This window comes from Kineosporia succinea (assembly GCF_030811555.1).
GTDB lineage: Bacteria > Actinomycetota > Actinomycetes > Actinomycetales > Kineosporiaceae > Kineosporia > Kineosporia succinea.
This window is the reverse complement of sequence record NZ_JAUSQZ010000001.1, coordinates 948,657-972,216: the sequence shown is the minus strand read 5'-3', so window position 1 is coordinate 972,216 and position 23,560 is coordinate 948,657. Positions and strand designations below refer to the sequence as shown.

At 70.4% G+C, this 23,560-nt stretch carries 19 protein-coding genes; 12 read left to right on the top strand and 7 right to left on the bottom strand.

All coding sequences use genetic code 11. The annotated features are described in order from the left end of the window. The first annotated feature begins 37 nt into the window (after nt 1-37). Nucleotides 38-349: a hypothetical protein gene (locus tag J2S57_RS04240; protein WP_307238522.1), complete on the top strand. Its 312-nt coding sequence runs from the start codon at nt 38-40 to the stop codon at nt 347-349. A gap of 33 nt (nt 350-382) precedes the next feature. Here the strand turns inward: J2S57_RS04240 and J2S57_RS04235 are convergent, their stop codons facing one another. Further along, nucleotides 383-1,582, bottom strand: coding sequence for a response regulator (locus J2S57_RS04235; protein WP_307238520.1), 1,200 nt, complete (start codon nt 1,580-1,582; stop codon nt 383-385). Nucleotides 1,583-1,709: 127 nt separating this feature from the next. On the opposite strand from J2S57_RS04235, the gene J2S57_RS04230 reads away from it, so the two are divergent. From J2S57_RS04230 to J2S57_RS04215, 4 genes are all read left to right on the top strand, one after another. After that, on the top strand, nt 1,710-2,933 hold the full coding sequence (locus J2S57_RS04230) for an HDOD domain-containing protein (RefSeq protein WP_307238517.1): 1,224 nt from the start codon (nt 1,710-1,712) through the stop codon (nt 2,931-2,933). 35 nt (nt 2,934-2,968) lie between these two features. Further along, nucleotides 2,969-4,993 (top strand): PAS domain-containing sensor histidine kinase, encoded by a 2,025-nt coding sequence (locus J2S57_RS04225; protein WP_307238515.1) that lies wholly within the window; start codon nt 2,969-2,971, stop codon nt 4,991-4,993. Between the two features lie 83 nt (nt 4,994-5,076). Next, nucleotides 5,077-5,259 (top strand): DUF4236 domain-containing protein, encoded by a 183-nt coding sequence (locus J2S57_RS04220; RefSeq protein WP_307238513.1) that lies wholly within the window; start codon nt 5,077-5,079, stop codon nt 5,257-5,259. A gap of 45 nt (nt 5,260-5,304) precedes the next feature. Then, nucleotides 5,305-5,796: an SRPBCC family protein gene (locus J2S57_RS04215; protein ID WP_307238511.1), complete on the top strand. Its 492-nt coding sequence runs from the start codon at nt 5,305-5,307 to the stop codon at nt 5,794-5,796. A gap of 109 nt (nt 5,797-5,905) precedes the next feature. On the opposite strand, the gene J2S57_RS04210 is transcribed toward J2S57_RS04215, so the two are convergent. Both J2S57_RS04210 and J2S57_RS04205 read right to left on the bottom strand, forming a co-directional pair. Continuing rightward, nucleotides 5,906-7,561 carry an alpha-amylase gene (locus J2S57_RS04210; RefSeq protein WP_307238509.1) on the bottom strand — a complete coding sequence of 552 codons (1,656 nt, stop codon included), beginning with the start codon at nt 7,559-7,561 and terminating at the stop codon, nt 5,906-5,908. 556 nt (nt 7,562-8,117) lie between these two features. Beyond that, on the bottom strand, nt 8,118-9,272 hold the full coding sequence (locus tag J2S57_RS04205; protein WP_307238507.1) for a winged helix DNA-binding domain-containing protein: 1,155 nt from the start codon (nt 9,270-9,272) through the stop codon (nt 8,118-8,120). A 152-nt stretch (nt 9,273-9,424) separates the two neighbouring features. On the opposite strand from J2S57_RS04205, the gene J2S57_RS04200 reads away from it, so the two are divergent. The 6 genes from J2S57_RS04200 to J2S57_RS04175 all read left to right on the top strand — a co-directional run bounded on the left by J2S57_RS04200 (nt 9,425) and on the right by J2S57_RS04175 (nt 15,643). Next, the gene (locus J2S57_RS04200; RefSeq protein WP_307238505.1) at nt 9,425-10,417 is read left to right on the top strand and encodes a hypothetical protein; all 993 of its coding nucleotides are present in this window, start codon (nt 9,425-9,427) and stop codon (nt 10,415-10,417) included. Nucleotides 10,418-10,484: 67 nt separating this feature from the next. After that, complete coding sequence (locus J2S57_RS04195; RefSeq protein ID WP_307238503.1) at nt 10,485-10,913, top strand: DoxX family protein; 429 nt, start codon at nt 10,485-10,487, stop codon at nt 10,911-10,913. 316 nt (nt 10,914-11,229) lie between these two features. Beyond that, entirely contained in the window at nt 11,230-11,676 is a 447-nt protein-coding gene (locus J2S57_RS04190) for a DoxX family protein (protein WP_307238501.1), read from the top strand. Between the two features lie 198 nt (nt 11,677-11,874). Further along, nucleotides 11,875-13,209 (top strand): hypothetical protein, encoded by a 1,335-nt coding sequence (locus J2S57_RS04185; protein WP_307238499.1) that lies wholly within the window; start codon nt 11,875-11,877, stop codon nt 13,207-13,209. After that, nucleotides 13,188-14,375 carry an AAA family ATPase gene (locus tag J2S57_RS04180; RefSeq protein WP_307238497.1) on the top strand — a complete coding sequence of 396 codons (1,188 nt, stop codon included), beginning with the start codon at nt 13,188-13,190 and terminating at the stop codon, nt 14,373-14,375. The genes J2S57_RS04185 and J2S57_RS04180 overlap by 22 nt, the downstream gene beginning before the upstream one ends. Next, entirely contained in the window at nt 14,372-15,643 is a 1,272-nt protein-coding gene (locus J2S57_RS04175; protein WP_307238494.1) for a vWA domain-containing protein, read from the top strand. The genes J2S57_RS04180 and J2S57_RS04175 overlap by 4 nt, the downstream gene beginning before the upstream one ends. 9 nt (nt 15,644-15,652) lie before the next feature. Here J2S57_RS04175 and J2S57_RS04170 read toward each other — a convergent pair whose 3' ends face one another. Beyond that, nucleotides 15,653-17,266 carry a lysyl oxidase family protein gene (locus J2S57_RS04170; protein WP_307238492.1) on the bottom strand — a complete coding sequence of 538 codons (1,614 nt, stop codon included), beginning with the start codon at nt 17,264-17,266 and terminating at the stop codon, nt 15,653-15,655. 371 nt (nt 17,267-17,637) lie between these two features. Between J2S57_RS04170 and J2S57_RS04165 the strand changes: the two genes are divergently transcribed. Beyond that, a complete protein-coding gene (locus J2S57_RS04165) occupies nt 17,638-19,431 on the top strand; it encodes a thiamine pyrophosphate-requiring protein (protein WP_307238490.1) in 1,794 nt (597 codons plus the stop codon). Here the strand turns inward: J2S57_RS04165 and J2S57_RS04160 are convergent. The 3 genes from J2S57_RS04160 to J2S57_RS04150 all read right to left on the bottom strand — a co-directional run bounded on the left by J2S57_RS04160 (nt 19,428) and on the right by J2S57_RS04150 (nt 22,856). Beyond that, nucleotides 19,428-20,693 carry a hypothetical protein gene (locus J2S57_RS04160; RefSeq protein ID WP_307238487.1) on the bottom strand — a complete coding sequence of 422 codons (1,266 nt, stop codon included), beginning with the start codon at nt 20,691-20,693 and terminating at the stop codon, nt 19,428-19,430. The two genes, J2S57_RS04165 and J2S57_RS04160, sit on opposite strands and share 4 nt — an antisense overlap. Nucleotides 20,694-21,004: 311 nt before the next feature. Further along, nucleotides 21,005-21,907, bottom strand: a complete 903-nt coding sequence (locus J2S57_RS04155) for a calcium-binding protein (protein WP_307238485.1) — start codon at nt 21,905-21,907, stop codon at nt 21,005-21,007. Between the two features lie 175 nt (nt 21,908-22,082). Continuing rightward, the gene (locus J2S57_RS04150) at nt 22,083-22,856 is read right to left on the bottom strand and encodes an SAM-dependent methyltransferase (protein WP_307238483.1); all 774 of its coding nucleotides are present in this window, start codon (nt 22,854-22,856) and stop codon (nt 22,083-22,085) included. Nucleotides 22,857-23,560: the final 704 nt, after the last annotated feature.

Here is a 23,560-nt window from a genome sequence, read left to right as displayed (position 1 = left end):
CGCAGGCAAGCGTACGTAGAGGATGATCATGGAACCGATGTCGCTGATCCTGACCGCGGTCGTGGCGGGGGAGTCGAAGACCGAGTCCAGCACGATGCTCGGCGCCGTGGAAGACGACTTCGACAGCCTGCACCAGGTGCTGCACGCCCGGCTCGAGGGGCACGCCCAGGCGCAGGCGGCCCTGGAGCAGTACATCTCCGAGCCCGAGCAGAACAAGGACACGCTGATCGCCGGGCTGGACCGGTCCGGCGCCGCGTACGACTCCGAGGTGCTGCGCCTGGCCCTGAAGGTCATGCAGCGCATCGACCCCGAGGGCAGCGCGAACGGCAACTACGTGGTGGGGGCCTGACCCCCCCGGCTCATCCGTGCCCGCCCGGTCGGATCAGGGACGTCCGGGGTCCTGGACCACGATCGGCTCGGCCACCCCCACGGTGCGGGCGAAGTTCTCCAGGCGCAGCACCGTGGCCTGCGTGATGCGCTCCCCCTTGCGCACCAGGGGCATCCCCGCGGTGGTCCGGACGTCTTCGAGAAGCGTCATCCCGGGGGTGACGAAGTCGACCGTGAGCTCGCGGCGCAGACCCGGTGAGGTGAGTGACGCCGCCGCTCGGCCGACCGCGTCCAGAATGTTCTTCGGGTAGTGGCCGGAGGCCGAAAGCAGTTCCTGAGCCTCGCGGCTCGGCAGTCCCGTGAAGGTCAGCGACAGGTGAGCCAGGGCTGCCCGCAGCACCGTCTCGGACTGTTCGGCCGGTTCCGGGTCACCGGTCACCGGGGCGGCCCACGACAGGTCCGCACCGGGTTCCCCGGTCACCGTGGACGCCGGCGGGCGCACCGGCTGACGGCCGATCCAGCGGGAGGCGTCCTCCAGGCGGGGGATCTTGCCGAGCATGGTGGCGGCCGCTTCGGGATGCCGCCGGAAGGCCTCGATCTCCTCCGGTGACAAGGCTTTTCCGGTCAGGGCCCGGTGCAGCACGTTCGGTGGGACCGCGACCACGCCGACGTGGCTGAGCAGGGCGGCCACGGGCAGGCGCCAGTCGTTCAGGCCGAGCGTGCGGGCGGCGGCGACCACCAGGGTGTGCAGTCGCTGGGTGCGCGCGAAGGCCTCCGGGCTGGTGCCGGCCAGGAACTCGGTGAGCACGTCCACCGCGCCGGTGAGGGTCTTCTCCAGCAGCTCTTTCTCAGCGTGCACCAACTGGTACTGCCGGGCGGCGGCCTCGAGAGCGGCCTCCATGTCGTCACCCGAACAGGGCTTGGACAGGAACCGGAACAGATTGCCGTTGTTGACGGCCGCGATGGTCGACTCCAGGTCGGCCTGGCCGGTCAGCAGCATCTGGACCGAGTCCGGCGCCAGTTCCCGGGCCCGGCCCAGGAACTCGGCCCCGTTCAGGCCGGGCATGCGCATGTCGGACACGATCACCGGGAAGCCGGTACCCGTTCTGGCGGCGCGCTCCAGAACGGTGAGGCCCTCGGCGCCCGACTTGGCCGTGGTGACCCGGAACCGCCCGTGAAGGGAGCGCCGGTAGCCGTCCAGGACGTTCGGCTCGTCGTCCACCATCAGGACGGCCGTGAGTTCGTTGCCGGTCATCATCGCCTCGTTCTCGTCCTCTTCGACGGCAGGGCAGGTCGGTGAAACTGTCGGCAGCACACTTGAAAACTCAATGTGATCACCTCTTACTTAGGGTTGTTGATATCGGGGAGTCGAAGGGGGAACCATGGTCGAGTCCGAGAAAGCCGTTCTGCCGCCCTGCGTCCTGTTCGTCGATGACGAGCCGCATCTGCTCTCGGCCCTGAGGCGTGCACTGAGGGCTCACCGCCCTTCGTGGAATGGGGTTTTCGTCACGTCCGGGACCGAAGCCCTCGCCTACTTGGTCGAAAACAATGTGGACGCCGTTGTTTCCGACATGCGCATGCCGGGTCTGGACGGCGCGGCTCTCCTGGCGGAGGTGCAGGCCCGGTGGCCCGGAACCGCCCGCATCGTGCTGTCCGGGCAGGCCGATGTCGAGGCCGTGATGGCGGTTGTGCGTTCGGCGCAGAAATTCCTGGCCAAACCGTGCGACATCGAAAGCCTGCTGGGCGCGGTCGAGCGAACGCTCGACGTGCGCCGCCAGCTCACGGACCCGAAGCTCCGCTCGGTCATCGGGGGCATCGACTCGGTGCCGATCCTCTCCGACATCTACCACGAGCTGGTAGCCGCCATGAACGTGCGGGAGGTCGACCTGAACCGGATCGCGGATGTCATCGCCGGCGACGTGGCCACCACGGCCGATCTGCTGAAACTGGTGAACTCCGCCTTCTTCACCCTGCCTCGCGAGGTGACGTCGGTGCGCACGGCGGTCTCCCTTCTGGGGCTCGACAACATCCAGGCGCTGGTGGTGGCCGGGCAGGTCTTCCGGGTGAGCGACGAACTGGACGGCCGCCTAGACGTGCGGGCGCTCCAGGTGCAGGCTCTCACCCGGGCCGGCATCGCCCGCTCGGTGGCCCACGTCGAGGGCTGGCCCGCGCACGAGCGGGACATCGCGGCCCTGTCCTGCATGTTGCGCGACGTGGGACGGCTGGTTCTCGTCGAAGGGCTTCCCGACCAGGCCGACGCGCTCGCCCGCGACCTCGCCGCCCGGCCGCTCACCACCCCGGCGGAGGCGGCAGCCCTGGAACGGGAGTACTTCGGGTGCACGGTTTCCCAGGCCAGCGCCCATCTGCTGGGGTTGTGGGCCTTCGCCCCGGCCGTCGCCCACACCGTGGCCGGGTTTCCGCTGGATCCCGGCGACGACCGGGCCCGGCGCGGTGAGCTCGTGCTGGAGTTCGCCAGCCGGTGCGTCGTCGACGAGTACGTGACCTGGCCGGACCTGACAGCTGACCGGGCCCGCGACGATCACCTGCGCCGCTGGACGCAGCTGTGGACGGGGGCCGGCACCGACGCGCGGCAGCTCGCACGGTGACCGGGCCCGTCGTCCGGCCGCGGTCGGGGGAATCGGTGGCCGACCTCCTGCGGTGCGTCCTCGACGGGCTGGAGGGGCGGATCTGCGTCCTCGGCCCGGCCGGGGAGGTGCTCGACGCGAACCGGGCCTGGGACCAGCTGGTCACCGAGGCCGGCTGGTGCGTCCCGCCGGGTGGGCGGGGTGACGTGTTCGGGCTCGCGGAGCAGATGCCCGAGGAGCTGACCGTTCCCCTGACCCGGGCGGTGCGTGACCTCCTGGGCGGCCGGGAGGCCCAGGAGATCAAGGGCAGCCTGCTGGTGCGGGGACGACTGGAACGGGTCGTGGTGCGTCTGCGCGCCGTGCCGGGGCACGAGCAGGTGGCCGGCCTGGTCACCGTGGTGGACATCACCGGGCCCGCGAACTCGCAGCTGGAGCAGCGGCGAACGTTCGACGAGGCACAGATGCTGGCCCTGGTGGCCCGCCACACCGACAACGCCGTCCTCATCATGGACGTCGCCGGCCGCATCGAATGGGTGAACGAGGCGTTCTGCCGGATGAGCGGATACACCTTCGAGGAAGCGTGCGGCCTGGTGCGGGCCGACCTCATGGTGCGGCCGTTCGTGCGCAGCGCGGGATTCGCCATGTTCGAGAAGGCGCTGCGGGAAGAACGGGGGGCCGACCTCCAGGTGCCGATGCAGAGCAAGGAGGGACGCACCTACTGGGTGCAGATGGAGCTGCAGCCGATCGTCGAGGGCAATGTGATGGCCGGCCGCTTCGTCTGCATCGAGCGTGACGTCACGGCTCAGCGCAACGCCGAGGAGCAGCTCCGGGCCGCCACCCGGCAGGCTCGGCTGCTGGCCGCCGAGCTGCACGCCGAGAAGACCCTTCTGGGCGAGGTGCTGGGCGCGATCCCGCACGTCGTCTACTGGAAGGACTCCGAGCAGCGGTACGCCGGCCTCAACCCGGCTTTCCTCACCCTGCGGGGACTTTCGGAGCAGGACGTCCTGGAGCGGACCGAGCGTGAGCTGCCGCGCGCCGACGACCTCACCGACGTCCTGGTCGAGGCGGAGACCGCGGTGCTGCTGAGCGGGGCACCGCGCGAGAACCAGCGGGTCGTCGTGAACCCGTCGGGGCAGGGCTGGCGGACACTCCTGCTCAACGTCCTGCCCCAGACCGATGCCGCGGGTGTGGTGAACGGGGTGATCGGGGTGGCCGCGGACGTGACCCAGCTGTCGGCTCTGGAGCAGCACCTGGCGCAGGCGAGCCGGCTGGAGTCGATCGGCCAGCTGGCGGCCGGCATCGCCCACGAGATCAACACGCCGGTGCAGTACGTCACCGACAACACCCAGTTCCTGGTCGGGGTTTTCGACGAGCTCATGACGGCGTGCACGACGTCCGGCGAGGCCCTGCGCGCGGGGGACACCGACCGCGCGCAGCAGGCGCTGGACGCCGTCGACCTGGACTTCCTGGCCGAGGAGATACCCGCGGCACTGAGTCAGAGCCAGGAGGGACTGGGGCGGGTGGCCCAGATCGTCGGGGCGATGAAGGACTTCTCCCACCCCGGTCAGGGCCGCGGCGATGCCGACCTGAACCGGGCGGTGCGGTCCACGGTGCAGGTCTGCCGCAACGAGTGGCGGTACGTGGCCGAGGTCGAGCTGAGCCTCTCCGACCGGGTGGGCATGGTCGCCTGTTACGAAGGAGAGCTCAAGCAGGTCCTGCTGAACGTGCTGGTGAACGCGGCCCAGGCGATCGGGGAGCAGCGTGCGGCGGGGCGGGAGACGCTGGGGCGCATCCGGGTCAGTACCCGGCGGCGCGCGCAGGGGGTGAGGATCACGATCACCGACGACGGGCCGGGCATGCCCGAGGACGTGCGGCGCCGCGTGTTCGACCCGTTCTTCACCACCAAGCCGGTGGGCAAGGGCACCGGGCAAGGGCTGAGCATGGCCTACGCGGTGGTCGTGCAGAAACACGCGGGTGCGCTCGACGTGCGGTCGCGGCCCGGGGCGGGCGCGACGTTCGTGCTCGACCTGCCCGATCCGAGGCCCGGGGAGCCCGTCGACGACGACCAGGACGGTCCATGATCGGCTCGGCTTGCGGGCACCCCCATTTGCCCCAATCGTGAAGGCAAGAGATCGCACCCGCAGCAGCCGAGGGAGAAGACGACATGCCTTTCACGTTCCGCAAGAGGATCAACCTGCTCCCGTTCCTGCGCCTGAACGTCTCCAAGTCCGGCACCAGCAAGACCTGGCACATCGGTCGCTGGTCGTGGAACTCGCGCAACAAGCGCCACTCCGTGGACCTGCCGGGTCCCGTGAACTACCAGAGCAAGGCTCGCGGCCGGCGCTGATGAAGGGGTGGCACGGCTGCCGTCGCCGGTGATGGGATGGCAGCCGTGGACACCACCGTGACCGAAGCAGTCAGGCACCACACCTTCACCGTCTCCCGCGACTTCGACGCCCCGCCGGAGGCGGTCTTCGCGGCCTTCTCCGACGACGAGCGCCGCCGCCGCTGGTTCCGGATGCCCGGCCGTGACGCCGAGCTGCAGCTCGACTTCCGGGTCGGCGGCACCGAACGGGCCCGGGCCACGTTCACGATGCTCGACGGCCGGACCGAACGCCTCGAGAACCACTCCCGCTGGATCGAGATCCGCCCCGGGCGGCGGCTCGTGCACGCCTACGAGACCTACGTCAACGGCGCGCGGATCTGGGCGTCCCTGGCCACGATCGAGCTGTGGCCCAGCGGAACCGGCACCCGGCTGGACTGGACCGAGCAGGCCGCGTTCCTCGACCCCGACTCCGGCGAGACCGTGGTCGCGGCCGAGTTCCCGCACCTGCGCGGCGCCACCCAGCTGCGGCTCAACGGGCTGGCCCAGGCGCTGGGCTGAAAAAGCCACCGCCCGCCCTCGTTCCGCCGGCAGGCTAGCGGCGGAACGAGGAGCGGGCGGAGGATGTCCGACCCTGGGGCGGCCAGGGCCGGAGTTCTCGAGATCCCTTTTACACCAGGGAGTCCACGGTGATCGCGACGGCCCCGCGAGCGGGGACCGTGACCGATGCGGTGCCGTCGGCGGCGACCTTGACCTTCGTGCCCTCGCAGCTTCCGTCGGCCGCGCCGCCGGTGGCGAGATCGCAGTATGTACCCTCGGCGAGGTTCGTGTCGAACGACTGCGTCTTCGCCGCCGAGGTGTTGTTCATTGCGGTCCAGCCCTTTTCACCCCGGCTGAACGAAATCAGGTTCGAGCCGTCGTCCGACCAGTTCGTGACCGCGGCGTCGCCCACGGTGTTGCGGAAGGCGATCAGGCCGAGCACGGCCGGGTCGCGGTCGAGGCAGTTCCAGGCCGAGCTGGAGCAGTCGGTGTCCGTGACCATGCCGTCACTGCCCGACGGCGGTGCGTCGTCCTTGGCCGCCCAGGTGAAGGACGAGTAGACCTGCGCCGTGCCGTAGTCGTTCGCCAGCACGAACTGCGTTGCCAGCCGGTCGCTCCCGGTGTCCTTCGACTGGATCGAGTCGCCGCTGCGGTCGGTGTCGTGGTTCATCACGAAGGTCAGGGACTTACCCGACGGAATCAGGTTGTCACCGAACGTCTTGAGCGAGGCGATCTTTCCGTTGAAGGCCTGCTTCAGGTCGACCGACGCGTCGAGCCCGAGCACGCTCCCGAGCTCCGCGTAGGAGGCCTGCGACAGCTCGCCCTTGCCCCCGAACACCTCGAGCGCCACGTAGGGGTCGGTGCCGTCGGCGGTCTGGTCGAGCCCGTCGATGATCGCCTTCATGTCGGCCAGCGGGATGTGCTTGGCCGCGTCCACCCGGAACCCCGAAACCCCGTACCCGAGCAACTTGTTCAGGTAGGTGGTGATGGCGCCGCGGACGTAGGTGCTCTCCGTCTTGAGGTCCTCGAGGCCGGAGAGCCGGCAGAAGTGCACCTGCTTCACGTTGTCGTAGTCCTCGACCAGCCCCGACGAGGTCGGGCAGTCACTGGCCTGGTGGAAGTCGTCCTTGGTGTACAGCCCCGGATAGGTCATGGCGCTGTAGGCGTTTCCGCTGTACGACGTCGCGCCGTCCTTGGTCATGTCGGCGCCGGACATGTGGTTGATCACGGCGTCGACATAGACGTTCACGCCCGCGTCGCGGCAGGTCTGCACCATGGTCCTGAACTGGGCCTCGCTGCCCATCCGGCTGTTCAGGTCGTATCCGGCCGGCTGGTACACCTCCCACCAGGGATGGGTGTTCCAGGTGACCTTCACCGAGTCCTGCGGGGGCGCGACCTGCACGCCGCCGTAGCCGTTCGGGCCGAGCACGGTGGTGCACTCCTTGCCCACCGAGGCCCAGTTCCACTCGAAGAGGTTCGCGATCACGTCACCTCGCGTCGTGCTCGCCTTCTCCTGCGTGCTTGAGGACGACGTGGTCGCCGCGGTCCCGGCGCTCACGTTCGCGTCGGGAGACGCCGTGGTGGTCGCCGCGGCGGTGGAGGTCGCCGAGGGGGTCGTCCCGGCGGGTGTGGGGGTCGTCGATGCGGTTCTCGCACCGCGCTCGCCACGGTTCGGCCAGGCGTGGACGGCGGTGGCTGACACCCCGACGACCAGCACCGCCGTGGCGCCGGCGATCGTGGCGATCCGGCGCCGTCCCTGCTTCGCTTTCCCCGCAGTCTGTTTCACGGCGGTGACACTAACAGCGGAAAAAGGCCAATTGGCGGGCCAATTCCCGAACGACCGTCCAATTACACCGGGTGACTTGATACTGGTCGGAGCGGTGTGGCCGGGGCGTTCGTGGTGTGCCCGGCACCGGCTCCGGCGCGGGTGCCCGCCAAGACTTGACGTCCGTTTAGCCCTCGTGGGTTTTCGTAACATTGAAGTGTGACCGTCGTCACGGCAACTCGGCAGAACCAAACTGCCCTCGCGGACATCTCAGTTCTGGGTGAGCGCCTCGGTGGTGCTCACCGACGACACGACGTGAAGCGGCAGGGCTGGAGTGGACCTGCCGTGGCTCGAGGATCCGGGCGCTTCTCAGGGGAGAGCGCCCGGGTGACGGATGGAGGTGCCGGGCGGAAGTGAGGGCCGCCCGGCACCCCATCCGCAAGACGTCACCGGAGTCCGGTCACGCGGGTCGGCAGACCCGCCCGGCCGGACGGGGCGACGAGAAACAGCACGGCTGAACGACACGACGGAACAACGCGGTGGAACAGCACGACGCAGCATGGAGGAGATCGCGGCTCTACGACATCGCCGGAGACCGGTAGACCGTCCCGATCCGCAGCCCGTCCAGCCACTCGGTGAGCCGGGCGGCCGCGGCGTCGAGTGACTGACGGGCGCCCGGGGAGACGTCTTCGACCAGGCGAACGGTCACCGTGCCGGCGTCGTCCTGCACCCAGCAGCCGACCATGCGCCCGTTCACCCAGGCGCTGGTGCCGACGTTGCCGCGGGTGTCGAAGAGCCGGTCCTTGTGCGGGCCCAGGTAGAAGCCGCGGCCCTGCCAGCCCATCACGGTGGGGTCGAGCACGGGCAGCAGCGCGGCCCAGTCGCCCGGGCCGGGCACGACGTCCTCGTCGTCGGGCAGGAGATAGGCGACCGACGCGTCCTCAAGCCTGACCTCGAGGGCCCCGAGCTCGCGCAGGGCCGTGCGCACGGCCGCCCTGGTCGACCCCAGCCACCAGACCAGGTCGCTCTCGGTCCCCGGGCCGAACGAGTAGAGCCAGCGCCGCACCAGCTCGCGGTACCCATCGGCGGCCGAGGGGAGCGGTGCGAGATCGCCGAGCCACGTGGGCGTCAGCGTCCACAGCGGCCGGGAGACGTTCCAGCGCCCGGTGTTCCGCCCGCGCACGACGTCGGCCGACGCCCCGAGCTGCGTGAGCACTCTCGGCCCCGACCACGTCTCGCCCGAGGTGCCCTGCACCTTCACTGCGATCCGGGGCACCGCCTCCCGGATCTGGGCGGCGGTCAGCCCGTCCGGCGTGCGCGCGAGCACGTCGAGAACCTCGGCCCGGGCCGCGTCCAGCCAGACCTCCCCGTCGTCCGCGAGCCCGGTGCGCACCACGTCCTTCGCCATCCGTGACCGCTCGGTGGCGGCCACCCGCGCCGACGCGCTGGGCCACACCGCCGGCAGCAGGTCACGCGGGAACACGAAGAGCGTGCGGCGCATGGCCAGCTGCTTCACCAGCGATCGGTCGTCGTGCAGCGCCCGGTCGACCTCGGCGACCTCGACCCGCGGCATGCGGGCCCAGCACGACAGGTAGGGCGAGGCCGGCTCGGTGGAGTGCAGCGCCGTCAGCGCCCGCGTGACCGCCTCGGGCGAGTCGGCCTGCTGAGCCGGCGCCAGCGCGTGCCGCACGGCCAGGCGCGAGCGGCGTTCTTCGTCGGTGACCAGTCGCACGCGGTCATCATGCCGGAGCGCGACCCGGGCGTCAGATCAGAACCGGACCGGCCGGCGCGTCCGCGCAGACGTTCAGTGCCGCAAGCCTTGATCCCGGCGCCCGACCTGCCGAAGAGAACCTGTCCTTCTCCTCCGCACGTACAGGGGCCACCGTGGCTGTCACGACGACCCAGCTCTGCCCGGCGTGCTCGCGCCCGCTGCGGCAGCGCAGCTTCTGCGAGGCGTGTGGGGCGCGGGCCACCGACCGGCCGGTCCACCGTGCTCCCGCGCCCAGCGGTCCGGTGCGGCTTCCGAGTCCGCGCCAGGTGCCGATGCAGGAGATCCTCAGCCACCGGACCGCGCGCCGTACCGTCGGCGCTCACGTGCGCAAACGCGGAACCTGGGGTGTGCTGGCGGTTCTCGTGCTCGCCGTGGTGCTGGCGCTGGGCGGGCTGCGGCTCACCGGGGTGGTGGGCGGCAGCACCGAGGAGGAGCGGCGGGCGGCGGCCCTGGCGAAGCGGCAGGACGATCTGCGTCCCCAGGTCGAGGCGCTGATGCAGGCACGGGCCGCGTTCTTCGCGGGGGAGCGGCGCTACCTGCCGGCCATGAAGCAGGCCCGCACCCGGATCGAGCGCTACAACGCGAAGCTGGCCGACGTCGAGCAGGAGATCGACGACATCAGCCGGGCCAACTCCTCCCGTCTGAGCACCTGCCACTTCAGCTGTTCGGATCTGGCCGGTCTGGACTATCCCGACTATCCGCGACCGCCGAAAATGGCTGGGCCGGTGGATGATCTGCAGCGGGTCGCCCGCCGGATGACGGAACTGCACGACGAGCTGCTGACGGCCCGCCGCACCGCCGGCATGGAGATGGCGTTCAGCGATCTGCTCGGCGCCGTCGACCTGCTCGGGCAGGACGCGCGGGAGAACCTGGCCTCGATCGACGAGATGAGCAGGACCGCGAAAGACGGTGTCTACGGCGGGGGTTCACGACGCCTGCGGGTCAGGACGCTCAACGGCAACAGTTCGCTGACGGCGATCCGGCAGATGAACTCCAATCTGGTGCGCTTCCTGGAGTCCGCGCAGCTGCCGATCGAGGGGCTGGACCTGCCCGGCGGCAAGGACAAGTTCCGCACCGATCACAGCGTGTCCACAGCCGAGGCGTGATGAAGCCCTCATTGTTGAACGCTCAATATTTGTTGATTCAAGTTTCTTGATCGGTCAGGGTTGAAGCATGAACAACGCCCTGCTTCGCGACCTCGTCGTGCTCGTCGCCCGGATCGCTGTCGGTGTCGTCTTCATCGCCCACGGCTGGCAGAAGTTCAGCACCAATGGAATGGAAGCCACGGCAAGCGGTTTCGACATGATGGGAGTTCCTGCCCCGACCGTCAGTGCCTGGTTCGCCGCCATCGTCGAACTGGCCGGCGGTGCCCTGCTGATCGCCGGCCTGGCTCTTCCGGTGGCCGGCGTGCTGCTCTTCGTCGACATGCTCGGCGCCTTCGCGATCGTGCACGCCGGTAGCGGCGTATTCGTCGACCAGGGTGGCTACGAGCTGGTGCTCACGCTCGGTGTCGTCGCCCTTCTGCTGGCCGCCGTCGGCGCCGGCCGCTTCAGCCTCGACCAGGTGGTGTCACCGCGCCTCGCCAAGGGCGCCGTCGCCTGAGACCCCGAACGACGCCGGGTGCTTCTCACCCGGCGTCGTTCGCGTTTTGCTACGCGGGGGTGGCGCACGGTGACTCAGGGGATGCACAGAAACTTCCCAGAGTGACACGTATTAAGCACAGGGTTGACGCAGCGATGATTGTTCCTTCAACCTTTTATAGGACAAAAACGTCTACAACTGTGCTCAACGATCTTCTGGTGCTGGATCTGTGCGGTGTGCGAGGTGGCGCGCCGGCATCCGACCGAGCCGCACCAGTGAGGTCGCCGGTGCCGCCCAACGACGGGTAAGGCGCACCCTCCCGGTTGAAAGGACACTTGTGAACACTCTTCTGCTGCGTGACATTGCCATCCTGATCGCCCGCGTCGCCTTCGGCGTCGTCTTCATCGCGCACGGCTGGCAGAAGTTCAGCAACGGAATGGACGCCACCGCACAAGGTTTCGAAGGTATGGGGATCCCGCTGGCGACGGCCGCGGCCTGGTTCGCGATGCTCGTGGAGCTCGGCGGGGGCATCCTGATGATCCTGGGCCTGGCCGTGCCCCTGGTCGGGGTGCTGCAGGCCGGAAACATGCTCGGGGCCTGGTACTTCGCGCACTGGGGCACGAACATCCTCTCCTCCGAGGGGGGCTTCGAGTACGTGCTCATCCTCGCGGCTCTGTCGCTGCTGCTGGCCGCCATCGGCGCGGGTCGCATCAGCCTCGACCGCGCCATCTCGCCCCGCCTCGCCGGCGGGGTCACCGGCCTCGAGCGCGGCGTGCCGGCCTGATCGAGGTCGTTCCGGACCGATTCGGACCGTCCGGGTCTTTCGCTTCCCCTGAGCGAAACACCTGACAGCCCGACGGTGGACGCGGTGGACACCATCGCGTCCACCGCCGGGCGGGTGGGGGTTGCGCGGACGGACGGCTCCGGGCCATGATGCTCGCGTGAATCTTCTTCTCGTGATTGCCGAGAACACCCCCGCTCGATGAGCGACCCGGGCGCGGCACAGTCCGCGATCCTCGACCGAACCTGGGCCTCGGCCATCGTTCACGCCCGCCGTGCGGGTGTACCCCCCTCGCTCGCCGAAGCCGCCACGGCGCATCGGCTGGCCGGTGACTGGCGGGGCGCCTGTGCGGCTGCCTCCGTCGATCTCGGTGCTGGTCTTCGCGGTGACATCCCCACCGAGATCCTCTCCGACCTCGGTCATTTCGCTCCCGACCTACTGCGGTGGCACCTTCCCCGGAATCTGCCCGAGGGCACGCCTCGCCCCGGGCTGGTCGTCGCCCTGGCCGAGTATCCGCACGCCGTGCTCGTGGTGCGAGTGGTCCGCGCCGAGCGGCTCGAGATCGACGTGACAACAGGGGTTTCCGCGCGCGCCGCGCCCTGGCGGCTCACGGGTCACCGGTATCTGTGGGACGCCTCCCGGGCTCACGAGTACGGGCTGCTGACCGCCGACGTGGCCGACGCGTCCGACGCGTCCGACGCGTCCGACGTGGCCGACGCATCCGGATCGTCCGGCGATCCGGTGACGCAGGCCCAGGACGCCGGTGACTTCGACAGTGCCTGGCGCCTGGCCGGTTTCCGTCTCGCGGTCGGCGGCCGCTCGCGGGAGACCCCGCACCGACGGCAGGTTCTGACCCGCATGCCCGTCGATCTGCGCCGGCTGGAGTCCGAAAGGCGCCGGCTCTTCGGTGAATCCGTCGTGGCCTTCCGGCCCGGCGGCGGGCTGGCGGTGGTGCTCGGTCCGGGTGCCTCAGGAGTTGACGCGTACGTGACCACGGCCTTCGAGGCCGCCGGTTTGCCGGTGATGCCGCGGGCCGCCTGGATGCGGCCTCTCGATCACGAGCTGCTACGGCTCGGTCTGATCGGCCGGGACGACCTGCACCCGTTGCAGGGCGGTGCTTCTCGCCCGGACGACGGGACCCTGGCCGTCGACTGCCTGGGGGCGGCGCACCGTCTGTGCCGCACGCCGTCCGGGTGGGTCCCGCTCGATCACACCGGCGAGCAGATCCGGACGGAGCTGATGCTGGCGCGTCTGGGCGCACCCATGACCGGCTGCTTCCAGGCGCTGGGCCACGCCGAGAAGATCAGAGCCGAGCACCTGTCGCGGTTCGCCGCAGAGCCGGTGCCGGTCCCTCGCCCGGTTCCGCAGCTGCACGACCGGCTGCGCTCGGGACGCCGTCCGAAAGCGCCCGTTCTGTCGAAGCGTTCGCGCCGCAACACCAAGCCGCTCCTCGGAGCCCACGTCCCGCCGCCTTCCTCGAAGGGAGGACCGGCCCTGACCCACACGGTGATCGCATGGACCTGGCCCAGCGCCTGATCGACCTGACCCGCCGGAGCACGACCGAACCCGGCACCGATCCCTACCTCGGGGCCCTCGCCCTGGCCGTCCAGGCCGACCTGCCGGTGCTGCTCTGGGGCGCTCCGGGAATCGGCAAAACCGCCACGCTGGAACGACTCGCGGCCGACCTCGGGCTGCGGCCGGAGACCGTCGTGGCCAGCGTGCACGACCCCACCGACTTCAACGGCCTGCCCATCCCGGGCGCCGACCCGGCGCGTGACGGGGTGCCGATGGCGCCGCCCGACTGGGCCCTGCGCCTGAGCCGGGACCCATCGGGCGGCCTGCTCTTCCTCGACGAGCTCTCCACCGCCACCCCGGCCGTGCAGGCGGCCCTGCTGCGTGTGGTGCTGGAACGGCGGGTGGGTAGTCTGCCGCTCCCGTCGTCCGTGCGCGTCGTGGCCGCGGCCAACCCGCCGGAGCACGCGTCCGGTGGCTGGGCGCTGACCCCGCCCCTGGCCAACCGTTTCGTGCACCTGCCCTGGCGGCACGACCCGGTGGTGGTGGCCCGCGGTCTGGGCGGATGCTGGCCGCACGTGCGTCCGCCCGAACTGTGGCCCGAGGAGCTGGAATCCGCGGTGTTCCGCGCCCGTCACGCCGTGTCCGGATTTCTCACCGCCCGGCCCGGCTACACGCACCGGCTGCCCACCGACGACGCCGCGCGGGGCGGCGCCTGGCCGTCGCCGCGCACCTGGGAGATGGCGATGCGGTTGCTGGCCTTCGGTTACGCGAGTGATGCGGGCGAGGAGGCGGTCTCGGTGGCGCTACGGGGTACCGTCGGCGACGGTGCCGCGCTGGAGCTCCTCGCCTACCTCGACCGGGCCGACCTGCCCGACCCGGAAGACGTTCTGCGCGACCCGGACTCGTTCCCGGTGCCGCAGCGCGGCGATCAGGTGCAGGCGGTGCTCGACGGGGTGGCCGCCGCCGTGACCCGGGTGCCCGAGCAGCAGCGCTGGCTGGCGGCCTGGCGGGTGCTGGCCCGGGTCGCCCAGGTGCGACCGGTGGACGTGGTGGCACCGGTGGCGCTGCGGCTGGCGGCTCTGCGGTCGCCGGAGTGGGCGGCCCCGGTCGAGCTGCTGTCGATGCGGGGACTGGAGAACCTGCCCGGCCTTCTCGAACTCGCGACCCCGGCGGGAGGTGCGCGATGACCGGTGCCGACCGGCGCGTCCACCCGTCGGGAACCCGACTCGACGAGCGCAAATTGCTGGCCGGGCGGCTGCGGGCCGTGCAGGCACACCCCTATCTGGCCGGGGCACTGTACGCGATGACGATCGTGCCGTCCGACCAGGTGCTGACCATGGCCGTGGACCGCTACTGGCGTTGTTACGTGGCACCGGGTTTCGTGGCCGCCTGCGACGTCGGGCAGCTGGCCGGGGCCTGGCTGCACGAGGTCGCCCATCTGCTGCGCGATCATCACGCCCGCGCCGACCGGCTGTGGGAGAATCTCGACGGCGACGTGCGACTGGATCCGGAACGCGTTGAGAGGGAACGGTTCCGGATGAACGTGGCGATGGACCTGGAGATCAACGACGCACCTCCGGAGGGGGAGGGCGTCCGGTTTCCCGACGACGTGCTGCTGCCGGAGCAGTTCGATCTTCCGGCCGGCCGGCTCTTCGAGGAGTATTTGCGGTCCATTCCCGTTCCGCACGGCCGGTTCTCGTGGCGGGACTGCGGTTCGGGGGCGCGTGGAGGGGACGCGCCCTGGGACCTCGGTCCGGACGGGGCGTGGCCCCTGGTCGGGGCGGCGGCCGAGGTGATCCGGATCCGGGTGGCCGAGCAGATCCGGGGGCATCCGGGCAGGACGCCCGGCAGCTGGAACCGCTGGGCCCAGGACGTCGGCCGGCCGACCCAGGACTGGCGGCGGCTGCTGTCCGCGGCCGTGCGCGGAAGCCTGGGTGTCAGTGGGGGTATCGGCGATCACACCTTCCGCCGGCCCGGTCGCCGGTCGGCGGCGCTGGGCGGGAAGGTGGTCATGCCGGCGTTCACCCGCCGGTCGCCGGAGGTGGCCGTGGTCATCGACACCTCCGGCTCGGTGGCCGATCGGGAGCTGGGAGTGGCCCTGGCCGAGACCGCCGGGGTGATCGAGGCGGTCGGCGGGGCGCCGGTGACGGTCTACAGCTGTGACGCGGCCGTGCGCACCGCCGAGCGCGTGTCCTCGGTGCACCGGATCCGGCTGGCCGGTGGGGGAGGCACGGACCTGCGGCGCGGGGTGCAGCGGGCGCTGACCGGACGGCCGAGGCCGGACGTGCTGGTGCTGCTCACCGACGGGGGCACCGGCTGGCCGGCGTCGTCCCCCGGGATCCCGGTGGTGGTGGGGCTGTTCGGGCCGGAGCCGGAGCCGGAGATCGACGAGGAGCGGGAGTGGTACCCGTCCCGCCGACCTCCGGCCTGGGCCCGCACGGTGCGGATCGGGTAGAGCCGGGCGTCAGCCCTTCACGCCCTGGTAGGGGTAGACCTTGATCGTGCGCCTGCCACCGGGCGTCCCGCCGATCCTGACCTTGCGCAGCGCCGAGTTGTTCTTGTAGTTCGACTCGGTGAGCTTCTTGTCCGGGTTGGCGATCGTCTGGATGTAGTAGACGCCGGCCTTGACCTTGGTGATGTCGAACGACTGGCCGGGCAGGTACTGGCCGTAGGTGTCACCCCAGCCGGTGTTGAGCACTTCGCGAATGCTCAGCAGGTTGGCGTTGCCCTGGCCGCACGCGGTGTAGAGGTCGGTCGAGGCGGGCTGCCACTGGGCGCCCTCCACGTTCGGGTCGACCGAGTCGGTCGGCGCCAGGCAGAACGCCTCCTTACCGCTGATGATCGCCTTCTTCCGGGTCGAGTCCAGCAGCCGGTACGAGGCGAACGCCCGGAAGTGCCAGTGGTTGTGCCCCTCGCGCGGGTCCCACTCCATCTCGCCGGCCGGGGCGTGACCGACCTGCTTGCCGTCGGTGTCGAAGAAGTACTGGTAGGCGTCCAGCACGCTCTTGCCCTTCTGCCGGAACCCGTCCACCACCAGCGGGGAGGGGCCGGCGTTCCAGACCGTGGCGCCGAACGTCAGGTAGGTCTTGTTCTTGCGGCTCGCCCGGTCCAGGCCGATCTGGTAGGCGGGCAGGGAGCGCAGGTCGGGCTTCGGCACGTCAGCCGCCGCTCTGAGGGTGCGGCCGGTGGGACGTTGCGCGGCCGGCACGTTCGGGACCCCGAGCGCGGCCCTCCGCCCGGCCTCGCGGGCGGCGTGCTGCGGCGACAGGTCTTTCGACGACGCGTCGATGCCGGTCATCGAGTGGCCGTGGTCGTGGGAGGAGGCCATGCCCACACCACTGCCCTCCTTGACCGTGCTGACTTTCAGCTTGATCGTGGAGACGGCGTCGGCGTCGCTGATCCCGAGGGCCTTGCGCCACGGCTTGGCCACCGTCGCGGTCACCGTGTAGGTGCCGTCCTTGCCGGTGAAAGACTGCGTGGTGTCGTAGTTCCCGAACACCGGTGTGGCCCAGCCGCCGGGCAGGCCGAAGAGGCCGCCCAGGGCGTAGGGGTGGCTGCCGCACTGACGCGGGTAGGGCGAGTCGGGCACCGCGTCGGCGGAGACCCGGTTCTGCTCCTCCGAGTTCATGCAGAAGTCCATCGTGCCGCTGAAGACGGACGTGCCGGCCGAGTTCTTCACGCCGAGGCTGAAGAACTTCGTCAGCGTCGAGGGACTCGCCGTGATGTTCGCGGGCAGCGTGGTGGTGGTGTCGCCGACGGTCAGCGTCGTGGTGATCGGGTCGGCGTACGAGGCGCCGCGCTCGGTGCGGATCTCCAGCGTCTTCGGCGCCACCGCGTAGAAGCCCAGGCCGTAGAGCCCGACCGGTTCTCCCTTGTAGCGCAGCACCTTCTGCGTCTTGACCGGCACCACCAGGTCGAGAGCAGCGGTGGAGGCGGCCCCCGCGGCCCCGGCGGAGGAGACTCTCTCGGCCGCCCTGACACCCGCCGCGGTGACGACCGAGCCGGTCAGGACGGCGGTCAGGGTCACGGCGGCGACCGGGGTGACGCGCCGGAGCGCGCGGGTGTGGTTCGGGTTCACGGGTTTCCCCCTCAGGGAGAAGAAGTGGCGTCACCCTCCATGACGCGGTGCGTGAACCGTACGGTTGCAGTTAGGGGTGGCGAATCAGTCTCGGGAATGATCTGGGTCGCCCGACGGGACCTCGGAGATCCATCCGAAGGATGAGTCGGCATCCGGCTGCTCGACCCGGCCGGGCGGGGAGGTGCACGCCAGGGCGAGGGGGAGAGTCCGTTTTCGGTTGTCTTGACGTTTCTTTCGGCAGCGGGTGCGGGAGGCGTGCGCCCGCCCCGGGCGCGGCGCGCGGGCAGGCTGACCTTGCGGTCCGGGGTGGCCGGGGCATAGTGACGACTGAGCCGGGATCCTGCCCGGGGCGTGGTGCTGCTGGAGGATTCGTGAGCCAGACCGTCGGTGACTTCCTGCTGTCCCGCCTGCGGGAGTGGGGTGTCGAGCACGTGTTCGGGTATCCGGGGGACGGGATCAACGGCCTGGTCTCGGCCTGGGGCCGGGCCGACGACCAGCCCCGGTTCGTGCAGTCGCGGCACGAGGAGATGTCGGCGCTGCAGGCGGTCGGGTACGCCAAGTTCACCGGCCGGGTCGGCGTCTGCGTGGCGACCTCCGGGCCGGGGGCGATCCACCTGCTGAACGGGCTGTACGACGCCAAGCTGGATCACGTGCCGGTGGTCGCCATCGTCGGCCAGACCGAGCGCACCGCGATGGGCGGCAGCTACCAGCAAGAAGTCGACCTGATGAGCCTTTTCAAGGACGTCGCGAGCGAGTTTCTGGAGACGGTCACGGTTCCCCAGCAGCTGCCGAACGTGATCGACCGGGCCATCCGCACCGCCGTCGCCCGCAGCGCGCCGACCTGTGTCATCATCCCGGCCGACGTGCAGGACCTGCCCTACGAGCCGCCGGAGCGGGCTTTCCGCCAGGTGCCCTCCAGCGCCCCGGTGACGAGCTGGCCCACGGTGCAGCCCGACGACGCGAGCGTCCGGGCGGCCGCCGACCTGCTCAACGCCGGGTCGAAGGTCGCGATCCTGATCGGCCAGGGCGCCCGCGGGGCCGGGCCGGAGGTGATCCAGGTGGCCGACGTGCTCGGCGCCGGGGTGGCCAAGGCGCTGCTCGGCAAGGACGTGCTGGGCGACGACCTGCCGTTCGTCACCGGCGCCATCGGCCTGCTCGGGACCCGGCCCAGCTGGGAGCTCATGCGCGACTGCGACACCCTGCTCACCGTCGGCTCGAACTTTCCGTACTCCCAGTTCCTGCCCGAGTTCGGCCAGGCCCGGGCGGTGCAGATCGACGTCGACGCCAAGTACCTGGGCCTGCGCTACCCCTACGAGATCAACCTGGCCGGTGACGCCGCCGCGACCCTGCGCGCGCTGCTGCCGCTGCTGAACCGCACGAGCGACCGCACCTGGCGCGAGACGGTCGAGAAGAACGTGACGCGGTGGTGGGAGACCGTGGCGATGGAGGCCGGGGTGGAGGGTGACCCGGTGAACCCGATGGCCCTGTTCCACGCGGCGTCGTCGCGGCTGCCCGACGACGTGATCGTCACCAGCGACTCGGGGTCCTCGGCCGACTGGTATGCCCGCGTGCTCCGGATGAAAGACGGAATGCGGGGATCTCTCTCGGGCACGCTGGCCACGATGGGCGCGGCGGTGCCCTACGGCATCGGGGCCAAGTTCGGCCAGCCGCACCGGCCGGTGGTGATGTTCGAGGGCGACGGCGCGATGCAGATGAACGGCCTGGCCGAACTGCTCACCGTGAGCCGCTACTGGCGCGAGTGGGCCGACCCGCGCTTCGTGGTCGCGGTGCTGCACAACAACGACCTGACCCAGGTGACGTGGGAGCTGCGGTCGATGGGAGGAGCCCCGAAGTTCGTCGAGTCGCAGGCCCTTCCGGAGGTCTCGTACGCGGACTTCGCGCGGGGCATCGGGTTCGAGGCGATCACCGTCGAGAAGGCCGAGGACCTCGGCCCGGCCTGGGACCGGGCCCTGACCTGCGGGCGGCCGGCGCTGCTGGACGTGCGGGTCGACCCGGACTTCCCGCCGATCCCGCCGCACGCCACGCTCGAGCAGGCGAGGGCCACCGCGCAGGCGCTGCTCAAGGGCGACGAGAACCGGATGGGCGTGGTGTGGGCCGGACTGCGGACGAAGATGCAGGAGTTCCTGCCCCACAACAGGTCCTAGGCCCGGCCCAGGTCCTGGGCCCTGGACTGGGCGGCACCCGCGCACCCGGAACGGGGCACCGGGGTGACGAGGAAACTGTCACCGGACGACGTGGAGCCTTCCTGATCGACCGCCGCCCCGCTGCCGTCCGTGCCGAAGGCCTCGACCCGCCAGTGCAGGCAGCTGTCCGGAGCGGCCGGACGTCCGTCGGCCCGCAACCCGTTCCAGGACACCCGCACGGTGCCGCGGCCCTGAACGGTCTGCCCGACCCGCTGGCCGTGGATGAAGAGACGTACCCGCTGAACGGGTTTCGTGAAGTCCAGCGTGCCGTGCCAGGGCTTGCCCCGGGCCGCGGAGGACTCCTGGGCGGACGAGAGCAGCTCGGGCCGGGCCCGGGGGAACGGCAGCGCGCGCACCCGCAGGTAGCCGTGGGTGTCGGTGCCCGCCGCGAAGCCGGAGTCCACGGCGTAGGGCGGGCGCAGAACGGTCAGCCGGGGAACGCTTCTCGGGTCGGCGAGGTTCAGCACACGCAGCCGGCCGTCGTCCCCGGTCCACCACAGCACGTTCTCACTCAGCCCCACCCGTCCGGTGCCCGGTCCGGCGTCGACGACGCGAACCCGCTCGTCCCCGGAGCGCACCCGGATCCGTCCGTCCCGGCCCAGCCAGGCCACCCGCCGGCCCCACACCGCCACCGGCCCGGCCGCGTCCCGGGCCACGAGGAGCCGATCGTTGCCGTCGAGCGGCTGCTGCCACACCCGGCCGCGCCCGTCCGACCAGACGGCCTGCTCGCCGAACAGGTCGGTGTCGTCCGTGCCGGTGGAGGAGACCCGCCCCACCGACCCGTCCTGCTCGGTACGGTAGATCGCCCCGCCCACCAGTGAGTACCGCCCCGACTGCTTGATGTGCTCCAGGTCGTCGGCGGCGGGCAGCAGTCGCGTCGGTCGGCCGGCTGCTCCCGCGCGCACCCGGAACCCGTCCTTCCCGCTCGCGGTCAGGATGTAGATGCCGGAAACACTGACGTCGTCGTAGGTCTCGTCACCGCGGGACAGGTCGCGGGCGTCGGCGTCGAGCAGCCGCACCTCACCCCGGGCCGTTCGCACCGGGACGTCCTGGCCGATCAGCCAGTCTTCCTCGACCGTCAGCACCTGCCCGCCGCCCAGTGCCACGACCCGGATCACCGGGCTGGTCGTGGTGGCCGAGGCCGACGGCGCCGGCAGCAGTGCCAGCCCGGCCAGCACCGGAACACCGCACCTGACCGCAACCCCGAACCGAGTCATCGTCACCCCCCGAAAGTCACCGTAGCGTCCACCATTCGTGGGCACCCGTCACCCACTCTGGCTACGCGCAGTGATCATGCCGGTACGGCTTATCTCACGTTCTCCCAGGTCAGATGCTGTTTTAGAGTGCAGGAAGGAAGATCGACGGAACAGGAGTGTCACTGTGAGCGAAGATCATCGCCGAGTCGGCCAGGGCGGCCGGTGAATCACGGCACCCAGCGGGTGCTGGTGGTCGTGGCCTCGGTCGCCCTCGTCGGCTTCATCCTGCTCTCCTTCGGTCTCGTGGCCCTCGCGGTGCTGCGAGGTGAGTGAGCTCCTCAGTCGTGCTTGATCAGGTCCTTGCCCGGCCCGCCGAAGATCTCGTCGCTGCCCGGCCCGCCGTAGAGCTTGTCGTTGCCGCTGTTGCCGTAGATCGTGTCGGCACCCCTGCGGCCGTGGACGGTGTCGTTGCCCTTGCCGCCGAGCAGCCGGTCTCCGCCGGGGCCGCCGTCGAGCAGGTCGTTGCCGTCGTCGCCGGAGAACCAGTGGCTGCCGCCGATGCCGTAGAGCTTGTCGTTGCCGTTGCCGCCACTGGCCCGGCCGCCCTCGTACTGGTAGATCGTGTCGTTGCCGTTCCCACCCAGCACCGAGCCGTTGTCGCCGGGCTCGCCGGAGTGGATGACGTCGTTGCCGTTCTGGCCCCAGATCGCACTCCCGTCCATCACCTTCTCCTTCTGGCGGGTGTCGATGCGGTCGTCGCCCGAACCGGCCCAGAACTCGTTGCCGTAGTAGGCGTCGCCGGTGACGTTGTGGAACCGCAGGGTGTCGTCGCGGTCACCCAGCTTCACGATCGCGGTGACGTAGGGGGACGGGGTGTCGTAGGCCTCGACCTTGCAGATCACCTTGGTCAGGTCGGTGGCGACCGGGTAGTCGCAGTCGTCGCCGGCGCTGATGCCGTAGACGTCGTCGATCGTGTAGGGGATGAGGTACCGCTCGCCCTCGGTGACCTTCTTGCCCATCGTGAAGGTCACCCGGTTGGCCTGCCCGGCGGCGGCCTCGTAGGCCAGGCGCCCGTTCGCCACCTCGGCGAAGGCCTGGGGAGTGTCCGGTGAGGCGGCTCGTGCCGGAGCCTGAACCGGAGCCGGTGAGGCGTGGGCCTCAGAAGCCGGCGTGGCCACGGCCAGGCTGCCCGCGCCCAGTGCGGCCAGGCAGGCTCCCCGAAAAACGATGTGTGTGTGCATGATTCGAACCCCCAGAGCAATGAACCCGCTCGAGTGAGCGAGTGGCGTCACTCTACGCTCCGCGGTGGTCACGCAGAGGGGTGTTCGACGGGATCACTCGATGAGCGGACGTCGCTGTAACGAAAGCGCGCCGGTTCCGATGGGGAGGGTGAGAGTTGCTGCCAACCGGCTGGATTCAGCGCTTGCGCGCGATCCCGCCGGCCATCGCCACGTCCAGGTCGGTCACGGCGGCGGCGGCCTCGTCGGGGCGCCAGCGGTGGATCAGCACCACGCCCGGGTCGAGCGGGTCCATGCCCTCAAAGAACGCCCCGATCTGCGGGTGCGTGCGGGCGGTGACGAACATGCCGCGCTGGTTGTACGCGCCGACCGTGCGCAGCACGCCCGGGTCGTGGTCGGCCGTGACCATCGACAGGATCAGGAAGCTGCCGGAGGGCAGCGGCCGCATCAGCTGCCGCACCGCGTCGTAGGCCACCTCGTCGGGCACGAACTGCAGCACCGCCACGATCGACAGGGCGACCGGCCGGGTCAGGTCGATGTGGTCGGCGAACGCGGGGGAGTTCAGGATCGAGGCGGGATCTCGCATGTCCGCACCCACGTAGCGCACGTGAGAGGCGTCGCCGGGGGTGAGCAGGGCCTGCCCCTCGCGCAGCACGACCGGGTCGTTGTCGACGTAGACGACCTGCGCGTGCGCCCCCACCACCTCGTGCAGGTTCGGCGACGTCGGGATGCCCGACCCCACGTCCAGAAACTGGGTCACGCCCTCGGTGTGGGCCAGGTACCGGGCCGTGCGCTGGACGAACAGCCGGTTCTGCCGCATCGACGTGGGCAGGTTGGGCCAGCCGGCCACGGCCTGGGCCGCGGCCTCGCGGTCGGCGGGGTAGTTGCTGCTGCCGCCCAGGATGAAGTCGTACACCCGGGCGGGATGGGCGACGTCGGTGCGCAGGTCCACGGCGCCGAACCTAGCACCCGAAACGGATCAAAAGGACGTATCGGGCAGCATTTCGAGATCAATGGGCAGGTGTGGGGTGTTTGACGGACACAGTCCGCGAGCGCAGTGACACAGACTTACAACGCGTCAAGCAGCGCCGGACCTCTTCCGCCTGATCCGTGGGTGGAGGTTGAGGCTGCTCGGCACCCGGGGAGGGGCGGGTGCCGGGCCCAACCCGGCGTCAGGGACACCTGGTGACATGAAAATTGTCACCAGGTGTGAGTATTCGTCACCTTGAGGTGACAAAAGCCCACTTTGGCATGCCCTGCTGCCATAATGCGCCCGTGTCGTTACCACCGGTGCATCGCGAGTGGCTGAGGCTGCGCTCCGTGATCGTGAGTCGCGGCGTCTCGACGTCGACCGGGGCTCGCGGGGGCGGGCCGGTGCCGTCGGGGCCCGGTGGGAGAGCCCGGGTGCCGCTCGCGGGAGTCCTTCTTGAGGACGCGCCGGGAGACTCCGCAGTCGATGGCGCACCTTGGCGGTTGGTTACGGTCGCGGTCGCCGGCTCCGGTGACGTGCCTCGGTGCCTGGCGCCCGGGATCCGCGTGCGTCTGAATGCGTCGGCGGCCCGGGGCGCGGCTGCGCGGGGATCGGTCCGGCGGCGGGACGTTGGCGCTGATGCGTATCACGGGGGGCTCGAACGGCTCGGTGTGAACGTGAGTGCG

Coding starts and splice junctions, on each gene's coding strand:
- J2S57_RS04240 (WP_307238522.1), top strand. CDS start 38: ATGTCGCTGATCCTGACCGCGGTCGTGGCGGGGGAGTCGAAGACCGAG.
- J2S57_RS04235 (WP_307238520.1), bottom strand. CDS start 1,582: ATGACCGGCAACGAACTCACGGCCGTCCTGATGGTGGACGACGAGCCG.
- J2S57_RS04230 (WP_307238517.1), top strand. CDS start 1,710: ATGGTCGAGTCCGAGAAAGCCGTTCTGCCGCCCTGCGTCCTGTTCGTC.
- J2S57_RS04220 (WP_307238513.1), top strand. CDS start 5,077: ATGCCTTTCACGTTCCGCAAGAGGATCAACCTGCTCCCGTTCCTGCGC.
- J2S57_RS04195 (WP_307238503.1), top strand. CDS start 10,485: ATGAACAACGCCCTGCTTCGCGACCTCGTCGTGCTCGTCGCCCGGATC.
- J2S57_RS04185 (WP_307238499.1), top strand. CDS start 11,875: ATGAGCGACCCGGGCGCGGCACAGTCCGCGATCCTCGACCGAACCTGG.
- J2S57_RS04180 (WP_307238497.1), top strand. CDS start 13,188: ATGGACCTGGCCCAGCGCCTGATCGACCTGACCCGCCGGAGCACGACC.
- J2S57_RS04175 (WP_307238494.1), top strand. CDS start 14,372: ATGACCGGTGCCGACCGGCGCGTCCACCCGTCGGGAACCCGACTCGAC.
- J2S57_RS04155 (WP_307238485.1), bottom strand. CDS start 21,907: ATGCACACACACATCGTTTTTCGGGGAGCCTGCCTGGCCGCACTGGGC.